Source organism: Virgibacillus salexigens (genome assembly GCF_000723585.1).
In the GTDB taxonomy this organism is placed as follows: domain Bacteria; phylum Bacillota; class Bacilli; order Bacillales; family Amphibacillaceae; genus Virgibacillus; species Virgibacillus salexigens.
On record NZ_CCDP010000001.1, the window covers coordinates 1,263,264 to 1,282,210 of the forward strand.

The window sequence follows — 18,947 nt, forward strand, 5'->3', positions numbered from 1 at the left end:
TTCCATGACAAAAGGGGGGAGAAAGTTATGCCAAATTTAAATAACCAAACATTTTTAGATAAGATTGGTATCCCTGCTAACTTAGCGTGGGGATACTTTGGGGTACTTATCTTTATGATGGGTGATGGACTAGAATTAGCTTGGATTAGTCCATATTTAGTTGACCAAGGTCTTTCCGTGCAGCAAGCTGCATTTCTTACCACTTCTTATGGTGTTACAATCGCAATTGCTGCCTGGTTATCTGGGGTTTTAGTAGAAGCATTTGGACCACGGAAGACTATGACAGCGGGGTTAGTCTTATACTTAATTGGCCATGTGCTATTTGTTGGCTTAGCGATACCAAACCTTAATTACGGATTAATGATACCTACCTATGCCATTCGTGGGTTTGGATATCCATTATTTGCATATGCGTTTCTCGTTTGGATAACATACCGAACACCACAGCATCAATTAGGCACAGCTGTAGGTTGGTTCTGGTTTGTATTTACTGGTGGACTAAGTGTGTTAGGTGCTTATTATTCTAGTTTTGCAATTAATACAATTGGACATATTCCTACGATGTGGACAGCAGTGTTTTGGGTGCTGGTAGGAGCGTTCTTTGCACTGATCGTTAACCGGGATAAATTTGAATTGGAAGAAAAGAATAGTGCGGATAGTAAATTTAAAGAGCTAATCAACGGAATAACCATTTTAAAAAGAGAACCAAAAGTGGCAATTGCTGGCTGTGTTAGGATTGTTAACCAAGCCTCTCAATACGCTTTTCCACTGTTCTTACCTATTTATTTAGCTGATCAAGGGATAGAAACGACGGTATGGTTAAATATTTGGGGAACGATCTTTATTTCAAATATTGCTTTTAACTTGATATTTGGTTATGTTGGCGACAAATTAGGCTGGAGAAATACGGTTATGTGGTTTGGAGCTGTTGGCTGTGGGTTCTTTACGCTATTAATGTTTTACGTACCACAGGTATTTACAGGTAACGTTTTCTTAATTGGGACAATTGGTATGTTATGGGGAGCTTGTCTAGCTGGCTTTGTCCCATTATCTGCTTTAACTCCTTCTCTAGTTGGTGATGGGGATAAAGGTGCGGCAATGTCCATTTTGAATTTAGGGGCAGGATTATGCGTGTTTGTTGGTCCAGCTCTAGTTACTTTATTCTATGACTTGATTGGTACACAAGGATTAATGTGGTTACTAGCTGCATTATACTTTGTGGCAGCATTTTCAACTAAATTCTTGAAATTACCAGAAGATCAATTGGAAGGTTCAGATAAAGAGGAAGCACACTCTGTTGTGTAATGGAATAATAGTATTGTATGGAGAGCCCAAATTTGACCTCTCCATACAGGATATAAACCAATTATGATAAACTTATAGATAGTAAAATTATTGATTTTTCATAAAAATAGAAAAGTATAATAGCGAAGTATTTGCACGTTTAATTATAACTATTTAAATGAGAGGTGTGCATCGATGAAGAAACTGTTAAATAACCCAACGAATGTGGTAGAAGAGATGCTAGAAGGATATGTAAAAGCACATCCGGATTATATCAAACAATTACCTGAAAACCAACGTTCACTCGTCACAGTAAGGGAAACAAGAGATGATAAAGTTGGTATCCTTATTGGTGGCGGATCCGGGCATGAGCCAGGCTTTATGGGTTATGTTGGAGAAGGGATGGCAGATGGTGTAGCAGTTGGTAATATTTTTGCATCACCCTCACCAGATCCTATTTTAGAAGTAACAAAAGCAATTGATAAGGGTGCAGGAGTTGCTTACTTATATGGGAATTACGCAGGTGATGTAATGAATTTTGGTATGGCGGCTGAAATGGCTGATCTAGAAGAGGAGATTCAAGTGCAAGCAGCATTGGCTACGGATGACGTAGCATCTGCTCCCAAAGAAGAGCAGGAGAAACGTCGTGGAATTGCTGGAGAGCTGTTTATCTTTAAAGCTGCTGGTGCAGCAGCTGAATTTGGCTATGATTTAGAAAATGTCATCCGAGTGGCAGAAAAAGCAAATGCTAATACGCGTTCTATGGGAGTAGGATTGTCTCCATGCTCTTTACCACAAACAGGAGAGCCCAGTTTTGAATTAGGTGAAAATGAGATGGAGATTGGATTGGGTCATCATGGAGAACCTGGTATAGAAAAAGGGCCATTAGAAACCGCTGATCATGTTGCCGAGCGTTTAGTGAAAGATATATTGGAAGATATGCCAATTAATCAAGGGGAACAAGTAGCTGTTTTAGTAAATGGTTTAGGTTCCACACCACGAATGGAATTATATCTCATTTATCGAAGAGTTGAACAATTACTAGCTGAACGCGGGATCGTCGTATATCGTTCCTATGTCGGGGATTATATTACATCTTTAGAGATGGGTGGATGTTCAGTTACGGTAATGAAGCTAGATGAGGAATTAAAACAGACGATTGATCATCCTGTGAATTGTCCAATGTTTGTTCAAAAATAAAATCCTAATAGGAGGATCAAATAATGGAGCTAACATCTAGAGATTTAAAGGATTATTTCCACTTAATTGTAAATATGGTTGAAGAAGAAAAGGATTATTTATGTGAACTTGATCGTAAAATTGGTGACGGAGATCATGGTGTTACGATGTCTATTGGCTGGCAAGCTGTAAATGAAAAGCTCGTAAATGAGTTGGTTGACGAAGAAGACCCTGCGAAAATAAGTCTTGTTGTTGGGAAGACATTTTTAAGTGCGGTTGGATCATCTGTCGGACCGCTGTATGCAACCGGCTTTATGCGAGGGGCAAAAACGTTGAAAAATAAAAATACACTACATGATAATGATCTAACAGCATATTGGGTAGCTTTTGCAAATGGAATTAAAGAGCGAGGGCAAGCAGAAGTAGGCGATAAGACAATGGTGGATACGCTGGAACCATTTGCCGAATCATTGACATCCCAATTTGCAGACACGCAAGATTTCCTGACCGCTTTTCAAATTGCGGTTAACGATGCAAAAAAGGGGATGGAGTCAACGAAAAAGCTTATCTCAAAGAAAGGACGTTCAAGTCGCTTAGGTGAACGTTCTGTTGGTGCACAAGATCCAGGGGCAACTTCTGTATACTTCATACTTGCGACCTTCTTAAGTTTTATTGAAGAAAGAAAAGCAAAAGTAAGTTAAACATTATTATGAATAGAAGAGAAAACAATAGGAAATGAAAAAAATAGGGTCAGAGATTTTTTTCTGATTCTTTTTTTCGTCCAAATCCAACTAAACGAAAAAAAACGATTAAAAACGAAAGTATTAAAGTTGTTTTTTGTTGTAAATTAATTTAAAATGAAAAAAATAAATAGGGAGGATGTTCAACATGAAGATAGGGATTGGCAGTGACCATAACGGATTTGAATTAAAAGAGGCGATTAAAGAATTCATATCAAGTACAGAGCATGAAGTGGTTGATTATGGTTGTCATTCCTGCAATGCAGTGGATTATCCAGATGTTGCTTTTGATGTTTCGAAGGCGATTAGTGAGGGGGATTTGGATCGTGGTATTTTAATATGTGGAACGGGCATTGGTGTATGTATAGCAGCAAATAAATACCCGGGTATAAGGGCAGCGCTTGCTCATGACACGTATTCAGCAGAACGAGCTCAATTAAGTAATAATGCTCAAATTCTTACCATGGGCGCTCAAATTATTGGTGTTGAACTTGGTAAGAAGGTGGTTGAGTCCTATCTAAATGCAGAATGGGCAAACGGATCAAAACGAAAAGTTGATAAAATTATAGAAAATGAAAATAAATTTTTGCGTGATCATTATCAAGAAGCAGCTGCAGGTAATCAATGTAGTTAAATGGGAGGTTTCATTTGATGGAAGCTTTATTATTCGATTTCTTAAAAGTTACCGAATTAGCTGCAATTGCATCGAAGCCCTGGGTTGGTAGTGGGGATAAAATTGCTGCTGATGATGCCGCAACGACGGCGATGAGAAGACAATTAAATGCGATGAATATGCAAGGCACCATCGTCATTGGTGAAGGGGAGATTGATGAGGCTCCAATGCTGTATATCGGAGAAAATGTTGGCACAGGGAGGGGGGGTCCAGCAATTGATATTGCTGTCGATCCCATTGAAGGAACTACCCCGACGGTCAATGGCCAACCAAACGCAATTACTGTTATTGCAGCTGCGCCAAAAGGTACGCTGCTTCACGCACCAGATATGTATATGAAGAAGTTAGCAGTTGGTCCAAGAGCAAAAGGGAAAATTAATATTGAAGCGTCTTTGGAAGATAATATGATAGCAGTGGCTAAAGCTCAAAATAAAAAGATTAGTGACTTAACGGTATTCATTCAGCAACGTCCTAGACATCAAGAGTACATTGATGAAATCCGAGATATTGGTGCGAATGTACATTTATTCAATGATGGAGACGTAATCTATGCAACATCTACTTGTATGGAAGATTTAAATATTGATATGTTTTTTGGAATTGGTGGTGCTCCTGAGGGGGTATTAGGTGCCGTTGCAGTTAGGTGCCTTGGCGGTGAGATGCAAGCGAAGCTGATACCAAGAAATGAGACAGAGATCGAACGTTGTTTGGAAATGGGAATAACGAACCCGAATGAAGCCTTATCCCATTCGCAATTGGTTCAAACAGATGAATGCATATTTGCCGCGACAGGAATAACAGCCAATCTATTTTTAAATGGTATAAAAACAGGAAATGGAAACTATTTAACACATTCGATTTTAGTTAACGGGAAGGATCAACAATTACACTATATTGAAAGTATGCATCAGATTCTTGAGACAGCCTAGTGCCTTACTGGTTGAAACATGAACCTGTATAACCCTTTGCCATATGTAGACACTAAGGGAGAAAATATATAGATAGAAATGCGGCATATAGGTTATGTAAACGCAACCGGAAAATCCATTTCTATAATTGACTTTACTCCCGTTCAATTGTAGACTATACTAAGCAATATATTTATTGTATGAGGTGAAAACAATGGTTCAACCAGTACTTACAATTGGAGCAATTTTAGCAGCCATTCTTATTGCGCTTAGTTTCGTTCTTATTAAAGCAACATCGAAGAAAAGCTATGTTGCCTACTTCCCTGGTTTCGTTGTTGCTACAGCAGGAATTGTGTTTCTAGTGTTAGCTACGATGGCTGGCAAGGTAGACATTATGGGAGCTGGTTTTGGTGGCTGGGGTATTGCATCATTATTTGCCGCTGCAATTGGCTTGATTATTACAGCTTTAACAGATTCTTTTGCGAATGCGAAAGCATAAAAGAGCGGATAATATATCCGCTCTTTTTTAATGTTTATTACTGAATTAGATAGGTATTACCTTGTTTCTGCTCCACTTTTCCTTCTTTCATTAGCTTACCCAAGGCTCGTTTAAAAGCAGCTTTGCTTATTTGAAACGTTCCTCGTATATCATCTGAATCACTCTTATCACTAAACGGAATAACACCATTATTGGCTTCTAAGTGTTGTAAAATGACTTCTGCATCTTCATACATACTGTGCTGTTTTAATGGCCGAAGTGAAATATTTAATGTGCCGTCAGATTTAACTTCAATTACTCTGCCAGTAACTTGTTCCCCTAAACGCGGTTCCTCTTTTCGCTCGGTATGATGAATAAACCCACGGTATTCTTGATTCGTAATAACTGCAGACCCTTCTCTGCTTGTATGGTATACGGTTCCTTGTATGGTAGTATTTAAGAGCGAATCAGGTGCTAATTCCACCATTCTTGCCATTACCCCTTCTGATGCTGGTATTGCTAGTAGTCGTCCTTTCCTGTCTTTGCCTAATGTGACAAAAAGACGATCATCCATTTGTGGCCAAACTTCCTCAAATAAAGGAAGATCATCCTTAGAAACGAGGATTTCTTTTGTCGTACCAATGTCAACAAAAACACCAAGATTAGGGAGGACGTTTTTGACTTGTCCCCAACCGTACTCATCCATCTTGACATTAGGCAAATAGGAAGTGGCAACAACCTTTCCTTTTTTGTCCATGTATAAAAAAACATTTACTTCTTGATTCGGTCTTAATTCATTCTTTGCTTCATTGTAATGCAAAAGAACTTCATCCATTTCAAATGTTAGTACATAGCCTGTATCAATAATTCGATCAACGATCATCGTTTGGGTAGTTCCGATTAAATGTTTCAATTACATTACCTTCTTTCTATATGTATTGGAAAAGGGATACTCATCTTAAGAGTACCCCTTTGTTTTTAAAGTAACACATAAGTTTTTCATTTTATTGAGAGTAAAAGCTGGATAAAGCTTTTACTCCTTTTATTTTTACTCCCGATAAATGTTCATCGGGTGGGAAATTCTTATTATCCAATGTTAAAATTAATTAAACTGTATGAAATATGCAGCATGCCATATTTCTCTTTGTTTCATCTTCGATGATTTTTATTTCGAATTTCACTTTAACCGCGGTATATGTTCCACTGGATGTCCTCTAACTTAAGCAACGTAAGCCCTGCCTGCTCTTACGTCCTTGCGACCCCGAAGTCGCGCCAGTGTGAATAAGCATCTTCAAAAACATTGTAGAATGCCAGATCACTTATCTGTTACTTCGGTTTATTAACCTTATTATATTCTCATATACTGTTTGAAATGTCAAGAAGGTATGGAGTTTTAATGTTTGATAACGAAATGAAATGTTTCTTATGGGTGTATTAGGGGTATTCAACTAACACGGATAAAACGAAAGGATGAGAAAGATGATACGTACGATTTTAATGATTATTGGAGCAATTGTCGTAATTGGTTGGATCGTCTCTTTATTCTAATTAACGATAAGATTCAAACTTTTAAATAGTTAACTCGAAATACTTCCTTTATAATGGATGAAGGGAAAGTCATTTCGGGTTTTTATATGTAGAAGGAGATGATTACATGGATATGCAGTTACAAGATAAAACAGTCATTGTAACAGCTGGGAGTAAAGGTTTGGGGAAAGCTATTGCTACAGCGTTTGCTGAAGAGAGAGCAGTTGTCTATATTAGCAGTCGTAATGAAACAAATCTCAAGCAGGCAGTGAAAGAGATCAAACAGAAGACGGGTAATAATTCCGTTTCTTATGTTGTTTGTGATATGAAAGATCCTCAAGCGATTAAGCAAATGATTCACTCTATTTTAGACCAACGGAAAACAATTGATGTGTTAATTAATAATGCAGGAGGACCTCCAGCAGGAAGTTTTTTAGAAATGAACGATGAATATTGGTATCATGCCTTTGAATTAAACTTACTTAGTTTTATACGAACGATTAGAGCGGTAGTACCACAAATGCAACAGCAGCAAGCCGGTCATATTGTCAATGTTGCATCGTCATCAATTAAGCAAGCCTTAGATAATTTGGTGCTTTCAAATACAATGCGTCCAGGTATTGTCGGATTATCTAAGACATTGGCTCAGGAACTAAGCCAGGACAATATATTAATCAATACTGTGGGGCCTGGTTCAGTAAAGACAGACCGAATTCTTGATTTAAATCGAAAACAAGCTGGAAAGCTAGGGGTATCAGAAGAAGAAGTAATGAACAAAGCAGAGGCCCAAATACCAATGAAACGTTATGGAAGACCAGAAGAATTTGCAAAAGCAATCCTGTTTTTAGCTTCAGCTTCCAATACGTATATTACTGGGCAGTCACTAATTGTTGATGGCGGGTTAATAAAATCCTTATAATTTAGAGTGAAAGGGAAACCCAGTGTTCCTTACATTGTGTTTCCCATTATATTCGCACTCTTAGTGGAATAGGCTAGTTATTCCCAAAGCAATTAATAGAAGTGGCGGAAGAAACGTCATTCGTTGTAATTGTCTGCTTTTAGCTAACCATATCCCTGCTTTTAATCCACAAAATAGAAATGTACCACTCATTATTGCAATTAAACCAGCTGTTAAAAATGCCCCATAGCCTAACATAGAGGCGCCAATTCCAGCACCGAATGCATCAAGCGCTAATGCCGAACCTAGCAGGATTGCCTCGGTTGGAGAAATAACACCAGAGCGATCTAAGTCAGCTTTATCTGGAGTAGATAGAACAGTGGACAAAATATTTTGATTGGTATCTTTCTCTTCTATTTCTTTTCTGGGAGTGATCAAATTAAATAACGCAAAGCTCCCTAGTATAATTAATATGCTTCCACCAAGCATCCCAGCAATATTTGGAGAAAGAATGGAAGTTAACATATTTCCAATCGTCATTGACAGCAAAACGATAATACCTGAGCAAAGCATAATAATAAGTAATGCATTTAATGGTACACGAATATTTCGCATGCCATAAGTTATACCTACTCCAAACCCGTCTAAGCTAACTGCAATAACTAAAAAAATTAAACCAGTATAAAAAAGCATGGCACCAATTCCTTTATCTATTTCTAAGGTATTGTATGGTTATTTTATATTTGTTGTGCGTATCCAACTTTTTATCATGAGTTAGTTTAGCTGCTTTAATCTGAAACGGAAGGTGAAATGTGATAAGATAAAGGATAGGTCTTTTAAGAAAGGATTTTAAAGATGAGTAAAATAGTTGTTTTAGCTGAGAAGCCTTCCGTTGGCCGTGATATTGCTCGAGTTTTAAAGTGTAATAAAAAAGGCAATGGTTTTATGGAAGGTTCCCAATATATCGTAACCTGGGCGTTAGGTCATCTTGTTACATTAGCAGACCCTGAAGTATATGATAATAAATACAAGACATGGAAGCTTGAAGACTTGCCTATGCTTCCGTCTAATCTAAAACTATCGGTAATTAAGAAAACCGGCAAGCAATTTAATGTTGTTAAGACACAGCTTCATCGTAGTGATGTGAATCAAATCGTTATCGCCACAGATGCAGGAAGAGAAGGAGAGCTTGTTGCCCGTTGGATTTTGGAAAAAGCACGTGTTCATAAGCCGGTTAAACGCTTATGGATTTCCTCTGTTACGGATAAAGCCATTCGTGATGGCTTTCATCAATTAAAGTCAGGTACGAAGTTTGAAAACCTTTATGCATCAGCGGTTGCACGTTCAGAAGCCGATTGGTATGTAGGTTTAAATGCTACAAGGGCATTGACGACGAAATATAATGCCCAATTATCTACTGGCCGAGTACAAACGCCAACCCTTGGGATGATAGCGGCAAGAGAAGAGGAAATCAAATCCTTTATTCCAAAGAAGTATTATGGAATAGCTGCCAGAACAAATCGAGGCTTTTCGTTAACTTGGCAAGATAATAAAAATAATAAACGAATATTTTCCAAAGAAGCAGCACAAACAATCGAACAGAAAGTGAACAATCAACCACTGACAATTAAACATATTGATAAAAAACACAAGAAAAAATCAGCCCCTCAACTTTATGATTTAACAGAATTGCAGCGTGATGCAAACCGTATGTTTCATTTTTCTGGGAAACAGACTTTATCGATCATGCAGAAGTTATATGAACAACATAAGGTTTTAACATACCCGAGAACCGATTCACGGGTCCTTTCAACCGATATTGTTTCTACGTTGAAGGATCGTGTCAAAGCTTGTGGTGTCGATCAATACGCTCGTACAGCGTATAAAATTCTAAACAAAGATTTAAATTTAACAAAATCGGTTGTGGATAACTCCAAAGTATCGGATCACCATGCAATTATTCCAACAGAAGAAAATGTTGTGCTTGCTGATTTAAATGATAAAGAGCGGAAAATTTATGATTTAGTAGTGAAACGTTTTCTAGCTGTATTGTCTGATCCATTTGAATATGAACAAACAACCATCTATGCAGAAACAGAGGGAGAACAGTTTACAGCTAGAGGAAAAGTCATTCAAAAACAAGGTTGGAAAGAAGTTTATAATCATCATTTTGATGAGGGGGAAGCAGAAGATGATCAACAGTTACCTGCTTTAGAAACAGGTCAAACCCTTTCAAATATAACGTATACCATAACAGCTGGTGAAACGAAACCACCAGAACGTTTTACCGAGGGCTCGCTGTTACAGGCAATGGAAAATCCTGTACGTTACTTGAGTTCAAATGACAAAAAACATGCAAACACGTTAAACAAATCGGGTGGAATCGGTACAGTAGCAACCAGAGCTGATATTATTGAGAAATTATTTAATAACATGTATATGGAAATGAAAGGAAAGTACATTTTTATTACATCGACTGGAAGGCAATTACTCGACTTGGTTCCAGAAGAATTGCGTTCTCCAGCATTAACAGCAGAATGGGAAGATAAATTGACAAAAATTGCAGATGGCAAATTAAACAAAAACCAGTTCATGTCTGAAATTAAAGGTTATACGAAGCAAGTAGTTCAGCAAATTAAATCGAGTCAGGAAAAATTCAAGCATGATAATATGACTGGAACAAAATGTCCAGAATGCGGAAAGTTGATGTTAGAAATTGCAAACAAAAAAGGAAGAATGCTTGTTTGTCAGGATCGTTCCTGTGGCCATAAGAAAAACATTGCTAAACAAACAAATGCACGTTGTCCGAATTGCCATAAACGCCTTGAGCTACGTGGTGAAGGAGATGGACAAATCTTCATGTGTAAATGTGGGCATCGTGAAAAATTATCAACGTTTCAAGCACGTAAAGATAAAGAAAAGAAACATAATGTTTCCCGAAAGGAAGTCAATAAGTATTTGAAGAAACAAGATGAAGGGTTCAGTAACAATGCCCTTGCCGAACAACTTGCAAAATTTAAAAATAAATAAAAAACGTGTCAGATTAAATCTGACACGTTTTTTCTATTTAATATCTTGTTTCTTCGACAATATTGTGGAATTTATCCAATATTGTAACCTTACTAGGACTGTTTTCTTTCGCCATTCGTGTTGCTTCGCTAATCGCTTCATCTTTTGCATCATATAACTCTTCCGGAGCTACATCCTCTAACTTTACGAACCATCCTGTTGCATCTACATTTGGTGTTACCGTATATGTTTTCATTATTAAAACTCCTTTATCTTTATCTAGTGATAATTATGGAATTCCCGCATTTTACAAATTTAAAACCGTAATTGGTAATCAATTCATATTTATAAATTTTCCTAAAATAATATACATTGTCTGAATTTTTCGGTATACTTTTGTGTAATAAAGTTTTTAGAATAATGTCGCAAAATACAGGGAGGAATGAAACAGTGGCGAGCATAAGAGAAAGTCTTTTACATCATATCCAAGATGACGTTATTCAAATGCGCCGTCATTTACACCAAAACCCAGAATTAAGCAACCAAGAAGCCGAAACTTCCCGTTTTATACAAGAAAAACTGAAAACGTATGGAGTAACCTTTCAAGCTGGTTTTGCTAAATATGGTGTGTTAGGAATTATTGAAGGAAAGCATCCGGGAAAGACAGTAGCCTTGCGAGCTGATATGGATGCTCTGCCAATACAAGAGTTAAATAATCACGATTTCACTTCAAAACATGCAGGGATTATGCATGCATGTGGACATGATGCTCATACTGCTATGTTGTTAGGGGCGGGTTATGTCCTCCAACAGATGCGGGAATCATTACATGGGACAGTTCTATTAGTCTTTCAACCTGCTGAAGAGGATTCTCCTGTTGGTGGCTCGAAGGTCATGTTAGATGATGGGGTGTTTCATGAGTATACACCAGATATTATTTATGGACAGCATGTATGGCCAGACCTACCAGTAGGACAGATTGGTATCCGCGATAAAGAAATGATGGGAGCTTCCGATCGCTTTAAAATCATCTTAACAGGAAAAGGTGGACATGCAAGCATGCCACATCAAACCAATGATGTGATGGTTGCGGCAGGCCATTTAATTACAAGTTTGCAAACGATTGTGAGCAGAAGTTTAGATCCATTAGAAGCATCTGTTGTTACCATTGGAACAATCGAGGGTGGAGAAGCACCGAATATCATTCCGAATCAAGTAACACTACAAGGATCAATTCGTAGCTATGCTCCCCATATTCGTAAACGATTAAAGGAACGGTTCTTTACGATTACCAATCAAGTCGCAGAAACCTTTGAAGCAAAGGCAGATATTACTTATTTAGATGGGTATCCAGCTACCATTAATACACCAAAATGGGCAAGGCTTGCTCGAACTTCTGCAGCTCGCGTTCAAGGAGAAACACCAGAAGTGAATCCTTCTTTAGCGGGTGAAGATTTTAGTAGATTTTTAGAAAAATATCCTGGTGCATTTATTTGGCTAGGAACCCAAATAGAAAATGCTGATGAACAGGCACCCCTTCATGATGCTCATTTCCAATTAGATGAACGTGCATTGCCACTTGGAACTTCAATGTTCGTACAAGTTGCTCTTGATACGTTAAATGCGTTAGCAAAGGGTGATAGCTAATGAAGGGATTTATTGAAAGCATAACACCTCAGCTCATACAATGGCGCCGTGATTTTCATCAATATCCAGAATTAGGGTTTACCGAATATGTCACGAGCTATAAATTGGCTAAGGAATTAGAGCGGTTAGGGTTTACCATCCATATTGGAAAAGATGTTATGAAACAAGAAGCACGGCTTGGTATCCCATCATCAAAAGAGCTTCAATTTTATGAATCAAAGGCAATCAAGCATGGGGTAGAAAAAGACATTCTTGATCGTATGCAAGGTGGTATGACAGGAGTAATCGCAACCTGGAATACAGGGAGGCCCGGAGATCATGTAGCCTTACGATTTGATATAGATGCACTCCCAATCCAAGAAACTAGAGAAACTTCCCATTTCCCTCATCAACAAGGCTTTACTTCCTTAAATGAGCAAGTAATGCATGCATGTGGACATGATGGCCACATGACCATTGGTCTAGGTGTAGCATCTTTCATTTCGGATTACCACGAACGGTTATGTGGTAAATTCACCTTACTGTTCCAGCCTGCTGAAGAAGGAGGCAGGGGAGCGAAGGCGATTACAGCAAATGGCTGGCTTGATGATGTCGATTATTTTTATTCGGGCCATATTGGAATCGAATCGTTGCCGGTAGGAACAGTTGCAGCAACAGTAGATGGATTTTTAGCATCTTCAAAATTAAATGTAACATTTAAAGGTGTATCCTCTCATGCTGGCATGAAACCAGAACTCGGCAAGAATGCCTTACTAGCAGCATCGTCTGCTGTTTCCAGCTTATATGGAATTTCCCGTCACAGCGGTGGAATTACCAGGATAAATGTAGGAAAAATGATGGCAGGTAGTGGGCGAAACATCATACCTGCTGATGCTTATTTGGAAATCGAGACACGTGGTGAAACAGAAGAAATGAATTCCTATATGCAAAATGAAGCTAAACGCATTATTAAGGCTTCAGCGATGATGCAAGGGGTAGAATATCAAATAGAAGCTGTTGGTCAAACAGAACAACTAAAAGGTAGCAACGAACTTATATCTTCCATTGAAATAGCCTGTGATAAAGGTAAGTATATTGAACAGGTTTGGCCTGTAGCTCTTGTTTCTGGATCCGAAGATGCAAGTTTTATGATGAATCGTGTTCAAGCAAATAACGGGTTAGCCACCTATATGCTGTTTGGTACACCTTTAGATTTTCCACATCATCATCCTTCGTTTGATTTTCAAGAAGATGTATTGCCAGTTGCTGTGGAAGCACTAACGAACATTATACAGACAAATCACAGCAATAAATGATTTGGAAAGGATGGAAAGAATGGCAGCAAAGAAGCAGAAATCATTTATGACTAGCTTTTTAAATAGAATTGAGCGGGTTGGAAATAAGCTGCCTGATCCATTTATACTGTTTATCAGTTTAGCCGGAATTGTCATTTTACTATCTTGGATCATCTCATGGTTTGACGTGACATTTACCCAGCCTGGAGATGGACAGGAAGTAGCCATCAAGAGTTTAGTATCTGAAGAAGGTTTAGAGTATATCCTCACATCTATGTTGGATAACTTTGTAGGTTTTGCACCACTTGGTATTGTTTTAGCAACGATGTTGGGAATTGGATTAGCCGATAAAGTTGGAATATTAGAAACGGGGATTAAAAGTACGATATTAAAAGCCCCACCTGCATTCGTAACCTATGCTGTTATTTTTACAGGCATCCTTGGAAATATTGCTTCGGATGCTGCGTTTGTTATTGTACCTCCGCTGGCAGCAATGGTCTTCTATAATATAGGTCGACATCCGTTAGCCGGTTTAGCTGCAGGGTTTGCTGGGATAGGTGCTGGTTTTACTGCCAACTTTATGGTGACAGGAACCGATGCATTGTTATCAGGTATTTCCACTGAAGTTATGAAAACATTAGATGAAAAACATCGTTGTAACGCCGGTTGATAACTGGTATTTCATGATTGCGCCCGTCGTTGTTTTATCTATTATCGGAGCAATTGTGACTGAAAAAATCGTAGAACCTCGTTTAGGCAATTATGAAGGGGAATTGAAGAAGGAATTTGAAGCAGCCAAACCAATGGAAATTAAGGGGTTGAAAAATGCAGCAATTGCCAGCATTGCCTATATAGCCCTTATTTTAATTGTACTATTTTTACCAAACTCTCCACTTCGTAGTGAAGATGGAAGTATTGTGCCTTCTCCATTTTTAAATGGAATTGTCCCACTAATTTTAATTTTATTTATTATCGCTGGAGTTGCATATGGTGTAACCGTAAAAAATATTACAAGCTCAAGGGACATCGGAAAATATATGGGGGAAGCGATGAAAGATATGTCTGGTTTTATCGTACTCATTTTTGCTGCGGCGCAATTTATTGCTTATTTTGAGTGGTCAAATATTGGATCATGGATAGCTGTCAGCGGTGCTAATTTTCTTGAGTCCATCGGATTCACAGGGATTACGGTCGTTATTGGCTTTGTGATATTAACAGCGGTACTGAATTTATTTATTTATTTTCAGCGGGTCTGCACAATGGGCGCTAGAGGCGCCTATATTTATTAAGATGTTCTATTTCTTGGATTATCACCCAGCGTTTATTCAGGCAGCATATCGTATTGCAGATTCTTCAACAAATATTATTACACCGATGAATCCATATATTATTATCGTACTTTCCTTTATGCGTGAATACGATAAAAAAGCGGGTATCGGTACATTAATTGCCCTTATGTTACCATATTCAATCTGTTTCTTACTAACCTGGATCGTATTATTACTGTTATTTGTATTTTTAGGTATTCCATTTGGTCTTGGTGTCGAGATTTATCTATAGACTGAATTATCTCTAAGCTGTTTACTTGCAATGCATACGTCATGTATCATTAAATAAGAAGTGGACAAGACTTGTTTTTAAAGAGATAAGGAGGTTAAACTAGATGGCATTTGTAATCTTAGATCCATGTCAAAGTGAAAAGTCAGGTGAATGCGTAAGTGTTTGCCCTGTTGATTGTATAGAAGAAGGCCCTGATCAATTTTACATCGATCCTGATATTTGCATTGATTGTGGTGCCTGCAAAGCAGTTTGCCCAGTAGATGCAATTGAAGAAGAATATGATATAACGGAAGAACAGGAAGTTTTCCTAGAAAAAGCAGAAGCATTTTTTGCAAACAAGTAGCAATCCGATTGATTACTTATATATGCTGTATCGCCTCTATCTAGGTGATTCGGCTTTTATATTTATCAAAGTAAAAGTATAGGCTGGGACAAAACCCTGGTAAGGCGAATCTTCTAATGATAAGAACTGTCTGACATTTATCCTATACACTTAGGGTGACTTACACTGCAGATGCCTGCCTGCTATCTGCGGGCACGGCTTTAGTCAGACAGCTTTCGTTTCACTCAGCTGCCGTATCCATATCTTAAGAACAACCCACACAAAAGCGGGTTCGATCATCAAAATACGATAATAAAACCCGCTTTAGCTTGTTCTTGGCTAATGATGTCCCAGCCTCTACTCTTATTTTTCGTTATCCTCTACTCTAATTGCTAGTTTACTGGCAATCCAACGTTTTGCTGTTTCCTTATCAACAACATACGTTTTTCCTGCACGAAGGAGATCACCATGATAAGCTGTTTGTACATTCATCTTAACCTTCATTCTTAATTACTCCCTTTGTTAAACTAATCCAATTATAGCATGAAATCAGGAAATAATAGATTAGATGAATTTATGTGAACGTAATTCTAAATGAAATGATTCTTTTATGTTAACTTGTAATTGCTTTTAAGGCCTCAGCTAAATCTGTTGTTGGCTGCTTACAAGCAAAATTCTCGCATATATAGATGGTTGTGGCGTCGTTGATTTGCTCATAAGCAGTTGCAAAGTCAGCAATTCCTTTTGCTTGCTCTTTGTTTTCGAGCGATAAGACAGAAACATCAGGTAAGAACATTTCTTGTAATTGTTGTAGAAACGCTTGTTTTTTTGGGTCGGTATCTGATCCAATTACGACGACTTCTTTTGTAGGTCTGTCAATAAGTAGAAGGCTTTGAATAAAGAAGGGGCTAGCAGATGCTTGCCTTTCGATATCCTCATAAAACGTATAAAACATTTCTTCTACATGGTCGAGATAAGTGGTGTTACCTGTTAAGTAGCCGATACGAGCTAGCATAACAGCTGCAACACTATTTCCAGATGGAATTGCACCATCATATACTTCCTTATCTCTAGCAATTAGTGCTTCACTATCTTCACCAGTAAAGTAGAAACCACCATTTTCCCTATCCCAAAATAACGCAAGCATTTGATCTGCTAGCTGTTTTGCTTGTTGTAAATAAGCAAGCTTAAATGTCGCTTCATATAGCTCGATATAGCCCCATAACAGAAAAGCATAGTCATCAATATAAGCTGGATATCTTGTATCCCCATCACGGTACCTGGCCATCAAACGACCATGATCAATTAAATGATCCTCTATAAAAGATATTGCTTTCTCAGATGTAGCGATATAATTTTGGTTTTGAAAAGCTTTGCCGGCTTTAGCAAATGCAGCAATCATGAAGCCATTCCAGCTGGTTAGTATTTTATCGTCCACATGGGGATATACGCGTTTTTGTCTTTCCGTAAAAAGAGCCTGTCTGGCTGTTTCTAATTTATTCATGATCATCTTTTCTGGGAGTTTCAGTTCTGAAGCCAGTTGTTCGATATTAGCTTCAATCAAATTCGGTATGTTTTTTCCTTCAAAATTACCTTCAGGTGTAATATCATAGCATCTTGTATAGATGTCACCAAGTTTTTCCCCAAGTATGTCGATGATTTCTTGATAATCCCAGACATAGTATTTTCCTTCTATACCTTCTGAATCCGCATCAATAGCTGAATAAAACGCCCCATCTTTGGTGGTCATTTCACGCAAGATAAACGTAATTAGCTGATCACTAATATTCTTGTAATAGGGACGTTGCGTAAGTTGATAGGCTTCTGTATATGCAATTAGCAAAAGTGCATTATCATATAACATCTTTTCAAAATGAGGGATGAGCCATTGCTCATCGGTAGCATATCGAGCAAATCCGAAGCCAATATGATCATAGATCCCACCAGAGCCCATGGATTGAAGTGATTTTTCGGTAATTTTTAAAGCAGCACTGTTATTAGAAAAATAAGCATATCTGAGTAAAAATAATAAATTTTGTGGCATTGGAAATTTGGGAGCTTGTCCAAACCCACCATGTACAAAGTCGAAGCTTTTGCCAAGTTGTTGAAATGCTTGGTCTATATGTTCTTTGGAAATACGATTGTTGCTTTTTGAGCCAAGACTTTGTTTAAGAGCTTGTTCGACACTCTCTGTTACTTCGTCTATATGCTCCGGATCTTGTTTAAATTTGCGATAGAGTTGTTGTAGGATATTAACAAACCCTGGCATCCCATATTTTTTATGTTTGGGAAAATAAGTTCCTGCATAGAACGGAATTTTATCTGGTGTCATGAAGATGGATAAGGGCCAACCCCCATGCCTTGTCATCATTTGACATACCTTCATATAAATCGAGTCAATATCCGGTCGCTCTTCTCGATCTACCTTAATCGCGATATATTTATCATTGAGAATGGAGGCAACCTCAGCATCTTCAAATGATTCATGCGCCATAACATGGCACCAATGGCAAGTGAATTGTTACACCATGTCAGGAGTACCCTATAGATAGGAATATGGGCTTGTTTTCAGCCTTTGCTTTTGCAAAAGCCTCATTACCCCAAGCATACCAATCTACAGGGTTCTCAGAGTGTTGCAACAGGTATGGACTCTTTTCATTAACCAATCTGTTTGTAAACTGCTCTTTAGACATGATGGCATCACCTTCTTTCTAGTTTAGTATTTAGGTTTAGTTTAACTCAATAAGGCATTTATATACAATAGGGGGAAATATACATGGCAGATTTAGGATACATGAGAATAAGTACAGACAATGATGCTCAAAAGTTTGACAGGCAACAGGCTCAGCTAGAGGCTTTAGGTATAGATGTTATTTACTCTGATAGAATGTCAGGCTCTAAGAGGAGCAGACCTCAGCTAGACAAGATGCTACAGGAACTAAAGCAAGGGGATACAGTCCATATTGTCAGCATTGACAGACTTAGCAGGAGTACTAAGGACTTACTAGACATTGTGGAGGTCATCAGGAGCAGAGGAGCATCCTTAAAGTCTATTCAAGATACATGGCTAGATACATCCTCAGACAATCCTATGTCAGACTTTCTCCTAACTGTAATGGGAGCTTTAGGACAAATGGAAAGAGCTATGATTAATAAGAGAATCAATGAGGGTATTGCTGTAGCAAAACAGAAAGGTGTTAAGTTTGGCAGACCTACTAAAAATAAGACAAAGGTAGCCCATGCTATTGAGTTGTACCATGCAGGTAAACATACTACAAAAGAAATAGCTGAGATAACAGGAGTCAGTAAGGCTACTTTATATAGGAAATTGAATGAACAAGCTAAACAGGAGCAGATAGGTTAATAACTTATCTGTTTTTTTTGTATTATTTAATTAAAAAATTTGTATTATTTGGTAGAATAAAGTCAGAGCAAATATTAAAGGAGC

At 38.0% G+C, this 18,947-nt stretch carries 16 protein-coding genes and 2 pseudogenes; 13 read left to right on the forward strand and 5 right to left on the reverse strand.

Annotation, left to right across the window (positions count from 1 at the left end; translation table 11 throughout):
* Positions 1-27: 27 nt before the first annotated feature.
* From BN990_RS05635 to BN990_RS05660, 6 genes are all read left to right on the forward strand, one after another.
* The gene (locus tag BN990_RS05635; RefSeq protein WP_021289207.1) at positions 28-1,305 is read left to right on the forward strand and encodes an MFS transporter; all 1,278 of its coding nucleotides are present in this window, start codon (positions 28-30) and stop codon (positions 1,303-1,305) included.
* A 174-nt stretch (positions 1,306-1,479) separates the two neighbouring features.
* Positions 1,480-2,484 carry a dihydroxyacetone kinase subunit DhaK gene (locus BN990_RS05640; protein ID WP_021289206.1) on the forward strand — a complete coding sequence of 335 codons (1,005 nt, stop codon included), beginning with the start codon at positions 1,480-1,482 and terminating at the stop codon, positions 2,482-2,484.
* Positions 2,485-2,507: 23 nt separating this feature from the next.
* Entirely contained in the window at positions 2,508-3,164 is a 657-nt protein-coding gene (gene dhaL, locus BN990_RS05645) for a dihydroxyacetone kinase subunit DhaL (RefSeq protein ID WP_021289205.1), read from the forward strand.
* A gap of 187 nt (positions 3,165-3,351) precedes the next feature.
* The gene (gene rpiB, locus BN990_RS05650; RefSeq protein ID WP_038242873.1) at positions 3,352-3,837 is read left to right on the forward strand and encodes a ribose 5-phosphate isomerase B; all 486 of its coding nucleotides are present in this window, start codon (positions 3,352-3,354) and stop codon (positions 3,835-3,837) included.
* A gap of 17 nt (positions 3,838-3,854) precedes the next feature.
* On the forward strand, positions 3,855-4,805 hold the full coding sequence (glpX, locus tag BN990_RS05655) for a class II fructose-bisphosphatase (RefSeq protein ID WP_021289203.1): 951 nt from the start codon (positions 3,855-3,857) through the stop codon (positions 4,803-4,805).
* A 193-nt stretch (positions 4,806-4,998) separates the two neighbouring features.
* Complete coding sequence (locus BN990_RS05660) at positions 4,999-5,283, forward strand: hypothetical protein (protein ID WP_021289202.1); 285 nt, start codon at positions 4,999-5,001, stop codon at positions 5,281-5,283.
* 37 nt (positions 5,284-5,320) lie between these two features.
* Here BN990_RS05660 and BN990_RS05665 read toward each other — a convergent pair whose 3' ends face one another.
* Positions 5,321-6,175, reverse strand: a complete 855-nt coding sequence (locus tag BN990_RS05665; RefSeq protein WP_021289201.1) for a CvfB family protein — start codon at positions 6,173-6,175, stop codon at positions 5,321-5,323.
* Between the two features lie 741 nt (positions 6,176-6,916).
* Here BN990_RS05665 and BN990_RS05670 point away from each other — a divergent pair.
* Entirely contained in the window at positions 6,917-7,708 is a 792-nt protein-coding gene (locus BN990_RS05670) for an SDR family oxidoreductase (protein ID WP_038242875.1), read from the forward strand.
* A gap of 60 nt (positions 7,709-7,768) precedes the next feature.
* On the opposite strand, the gene ytaF is transcribed toward BN990_RS05670, so the two are convergent.
* A complete protein-coding gene (ytaF, locus tag BN990_RS05675; RefSeq protein WP_038242877.1) occupies positions 7,769-8,380 on the reverse strand; it encodes a sporulation membrane protein YtaF in 612 nt (203 codons plus the stop codon).
* Between the two features lie 162 nt (positions 8,381-8,542).
* On the opposite strand from ytaF, the gene BN990_RS05680 reads away from it, so the two are divergent.
* The gene (locus BN990_RS05680; protein ID WP_038242886.1) at positions 8,543-10,717 is read left to right on the forward strand and encodes a DNA topoisomerase III; all 2,175 of its coding nucleotides are present in this window, start codon (positions 8,543-8,545) and stop codon (positions 10,715-10,717) included.
* Between the two features lie 37 nt (positions 10,718-10,754).
* Here the strand turns inward: BN990_RS05680 and BN990_RS05685 are convergent, their stop codons facing one another.
* The gene (locus tag BN990_RS05685; protein WP_021289197.1) at positions 10,755-10,952 is read right to left on the reverse strand and encodes a DUF2188 domain-containing protein; all 198 of its coding nucleotides are present in this window, start codon (positions 10,950-10,952) and stop codon (positions 10,755-10,757) included.
* A 194-nt stretch (positions 10,953-11,146) separates the two neighbouring features.
* Here BN990_RS05685 and BN990_RS05690 point away from each other — a divergent pair, with 194 nt between their 5' ends.
* The 4 genes and pseudogenes from BN990_RS05690 to BN990_RS05705 all read left to right on the forward strand — a co-directional run bounded on the left by BN990_RS05690 (position 11,147) and on the right by BN990_RS05705 (position 15,520).
* Positions 11,147-12,343 (forward strand): M20 metallopeptidase family protein, encoded by a 1,197-nt coding sequence (locus tag BN990_RS05690; RefSeq protein WP_038242889.1) that lies wholly within the window; start codon positions 11,147-11,149, stop codon positions 12,341-12,343.
* The gene (locus BN990_RS05695; protein ID WP_038242891.1) at positions 12,343-13,638 is read left to right on the forward strand and encodes an amidohydrolase; all 1,296 of its coding nucleotides are present in this window, start codon (positions 12,343-12,345) and stop codon (positions 13,636-13,638) included. Before BN990_RS05690 ends, BN990_RS05695 begins: the two co-directional genes overlap by 1 nt.
* Positions 13,639-13,657: 19 nt before the next feature.
* Positions 13,658-15,177 (forward strand): annotated as a pseudogene (locus BN990_RS05700) (AbgT family transporter).
* Positions 15,178-15,280: 103 nt separating this feature from the next.
* On the forward strand, positions 15,281-15,520 hold the full coding sequence (locus BN990_RS05705) for an indolepyruvate ferredoxin oxidoreductase subunit alpha (RefSeq protein ID WP_021289194.1): 240 nt from the start codon (positions 15,281-15,283) through the stop codon (positions 15,518-15,520).
* Between the two features lie 342 nt (positions 15,521-15,862).
* Here the strand turns inward: BN990_RS05705 and BN990_RS22885 are convergent, their stop codons facing one another.
* Positions 15,863-16,003, reverse strand: coding sequence for a hypothetical protein (locus BN990_RS22885; protein ID WP_187370449.1), 141 nt, complete (start codon positions 16,001-16,003; stop codon positions 15,863-15,865).
* A gap of 109 nt (positions 16,004-16,112) precedes the next feature.
* A pseudogene (locus BN990_RS05710) lies at positions 16,113-18,192 on the reverse strand (thioredoxin domain-containing protein).
* A gap of 83 nt (positions 18,193-18,275) precedes the next feature.
* Here BN990_RS05710 and BN990_RS05715 point away from each other — a divergent pair.
* Entirely contained in the window at positions 18,276-18,863 is a 588-nt protein-coding gene (locus BN990_RS05715; RefSeq protein WP_038242895.1) for a recombinase family protein, read from the forward strand.
* Positions 18,864-18,947 lie beyond the last annotated feature (84 nt).

Excerpts from the sequence above, each read along its gene's own strand:
- ytaF (WP_038242877.1), bottom strand. The coding sequence starts at position 8,380 with ATGCTTTTTTATACTGGTTTAATTTTTTTAGTTATTGCAGTTAGCTTA.
- BN990_RS05705 (WP_021289194.1), top strand. The coding sequence starts at position 15,281 with ATGGCATTTGTAATCTTAGATCCATGTCAAAGTGAAAAGTCAGGTGAA.
- BN990_RS05640 (WP_021289206.1), top strand. The coding sequence starts at position 1,480 with ATGAAGAAACTGTTAAATAACCCAACGAATGTGGTAGAAGAGATGCTA.
- glpX (WP_021289203.1), top strand. The coding sequence starts at position 3,855 with ATGGAAGCTTTATTATTCGATTTCTTAAAAGTTACCGAATTAGCTGCA.
- dhaL (WP_021289205.1), top strand. The coding sequence starts at position 2,508 with ATGGAGCTAACATCTAGAGATTTAAAGGATTATTTCCACTTAATTGTA.
- BN990_RS05695 (WP_038242891.1), top strand. The coding sequence starts at position 12,343 with ATGAAGGGATTTATTGAAAGCATAACACCTCAGCTCATACAATGGCGC.
- rpiB (WP_038242873.1), top strand. The coding sequence starts at position 3,352 with ATGAAGATAGGGATTGGCAGTGACCATAACGGATTTGAATTAAAAGAG.
- BN990_RS05660 (WP_021289202.1), top strand. The coding sequence starts at position 4,999 with ATGGTTCAACCAGTACTTACAATTGGAGCAATTTTAGCAGCCATTCTT.
- BN990_RS05715 (WP_038242895.1), top strand. The coding sequence starts at position 18,276 with ATGGCAGATTTAGGATACATGAGAATAAGTACAGACAATGATGCTCAA.
- BN990_RS05685 (WP_021289197.1), bottom strand. The coding sequence starts at position 10,952 with ATGAAAACATATACGGTAACACCAAATGTAGATGCAACAGGATGGTTC.
- BN990_RS05680 (WP_038242886.1), top strand. The coding sequence starts at position 8,543 with ATGAGTAAAATAGTTGTTTTAGCTGAGAAGCCTTCCGTTGGCCGTGAT.
- BN990_RS22885 (WP_187370449.1), bottom strand. The coding sequence starts at position 16,003 with ATGAAGGTTAAGATGAATGTACAAACAGCTTATCATGGTGATCTCCTT.
- BN990_RS05635 (WP_021289207.1), top strand. The coding sequence starts at position 28 with ATGCCAAATTTAAATAACCAAACATTTTTAGATAAGATTGGTATCCCT.
- BN990_RS05670 (WP_038242875.1), top strand. The coding sequence starts at position 6,917 with ATGGATATGCAGTTACAAGATAAAACAGTCATTGTAACAGCTGGGAGT.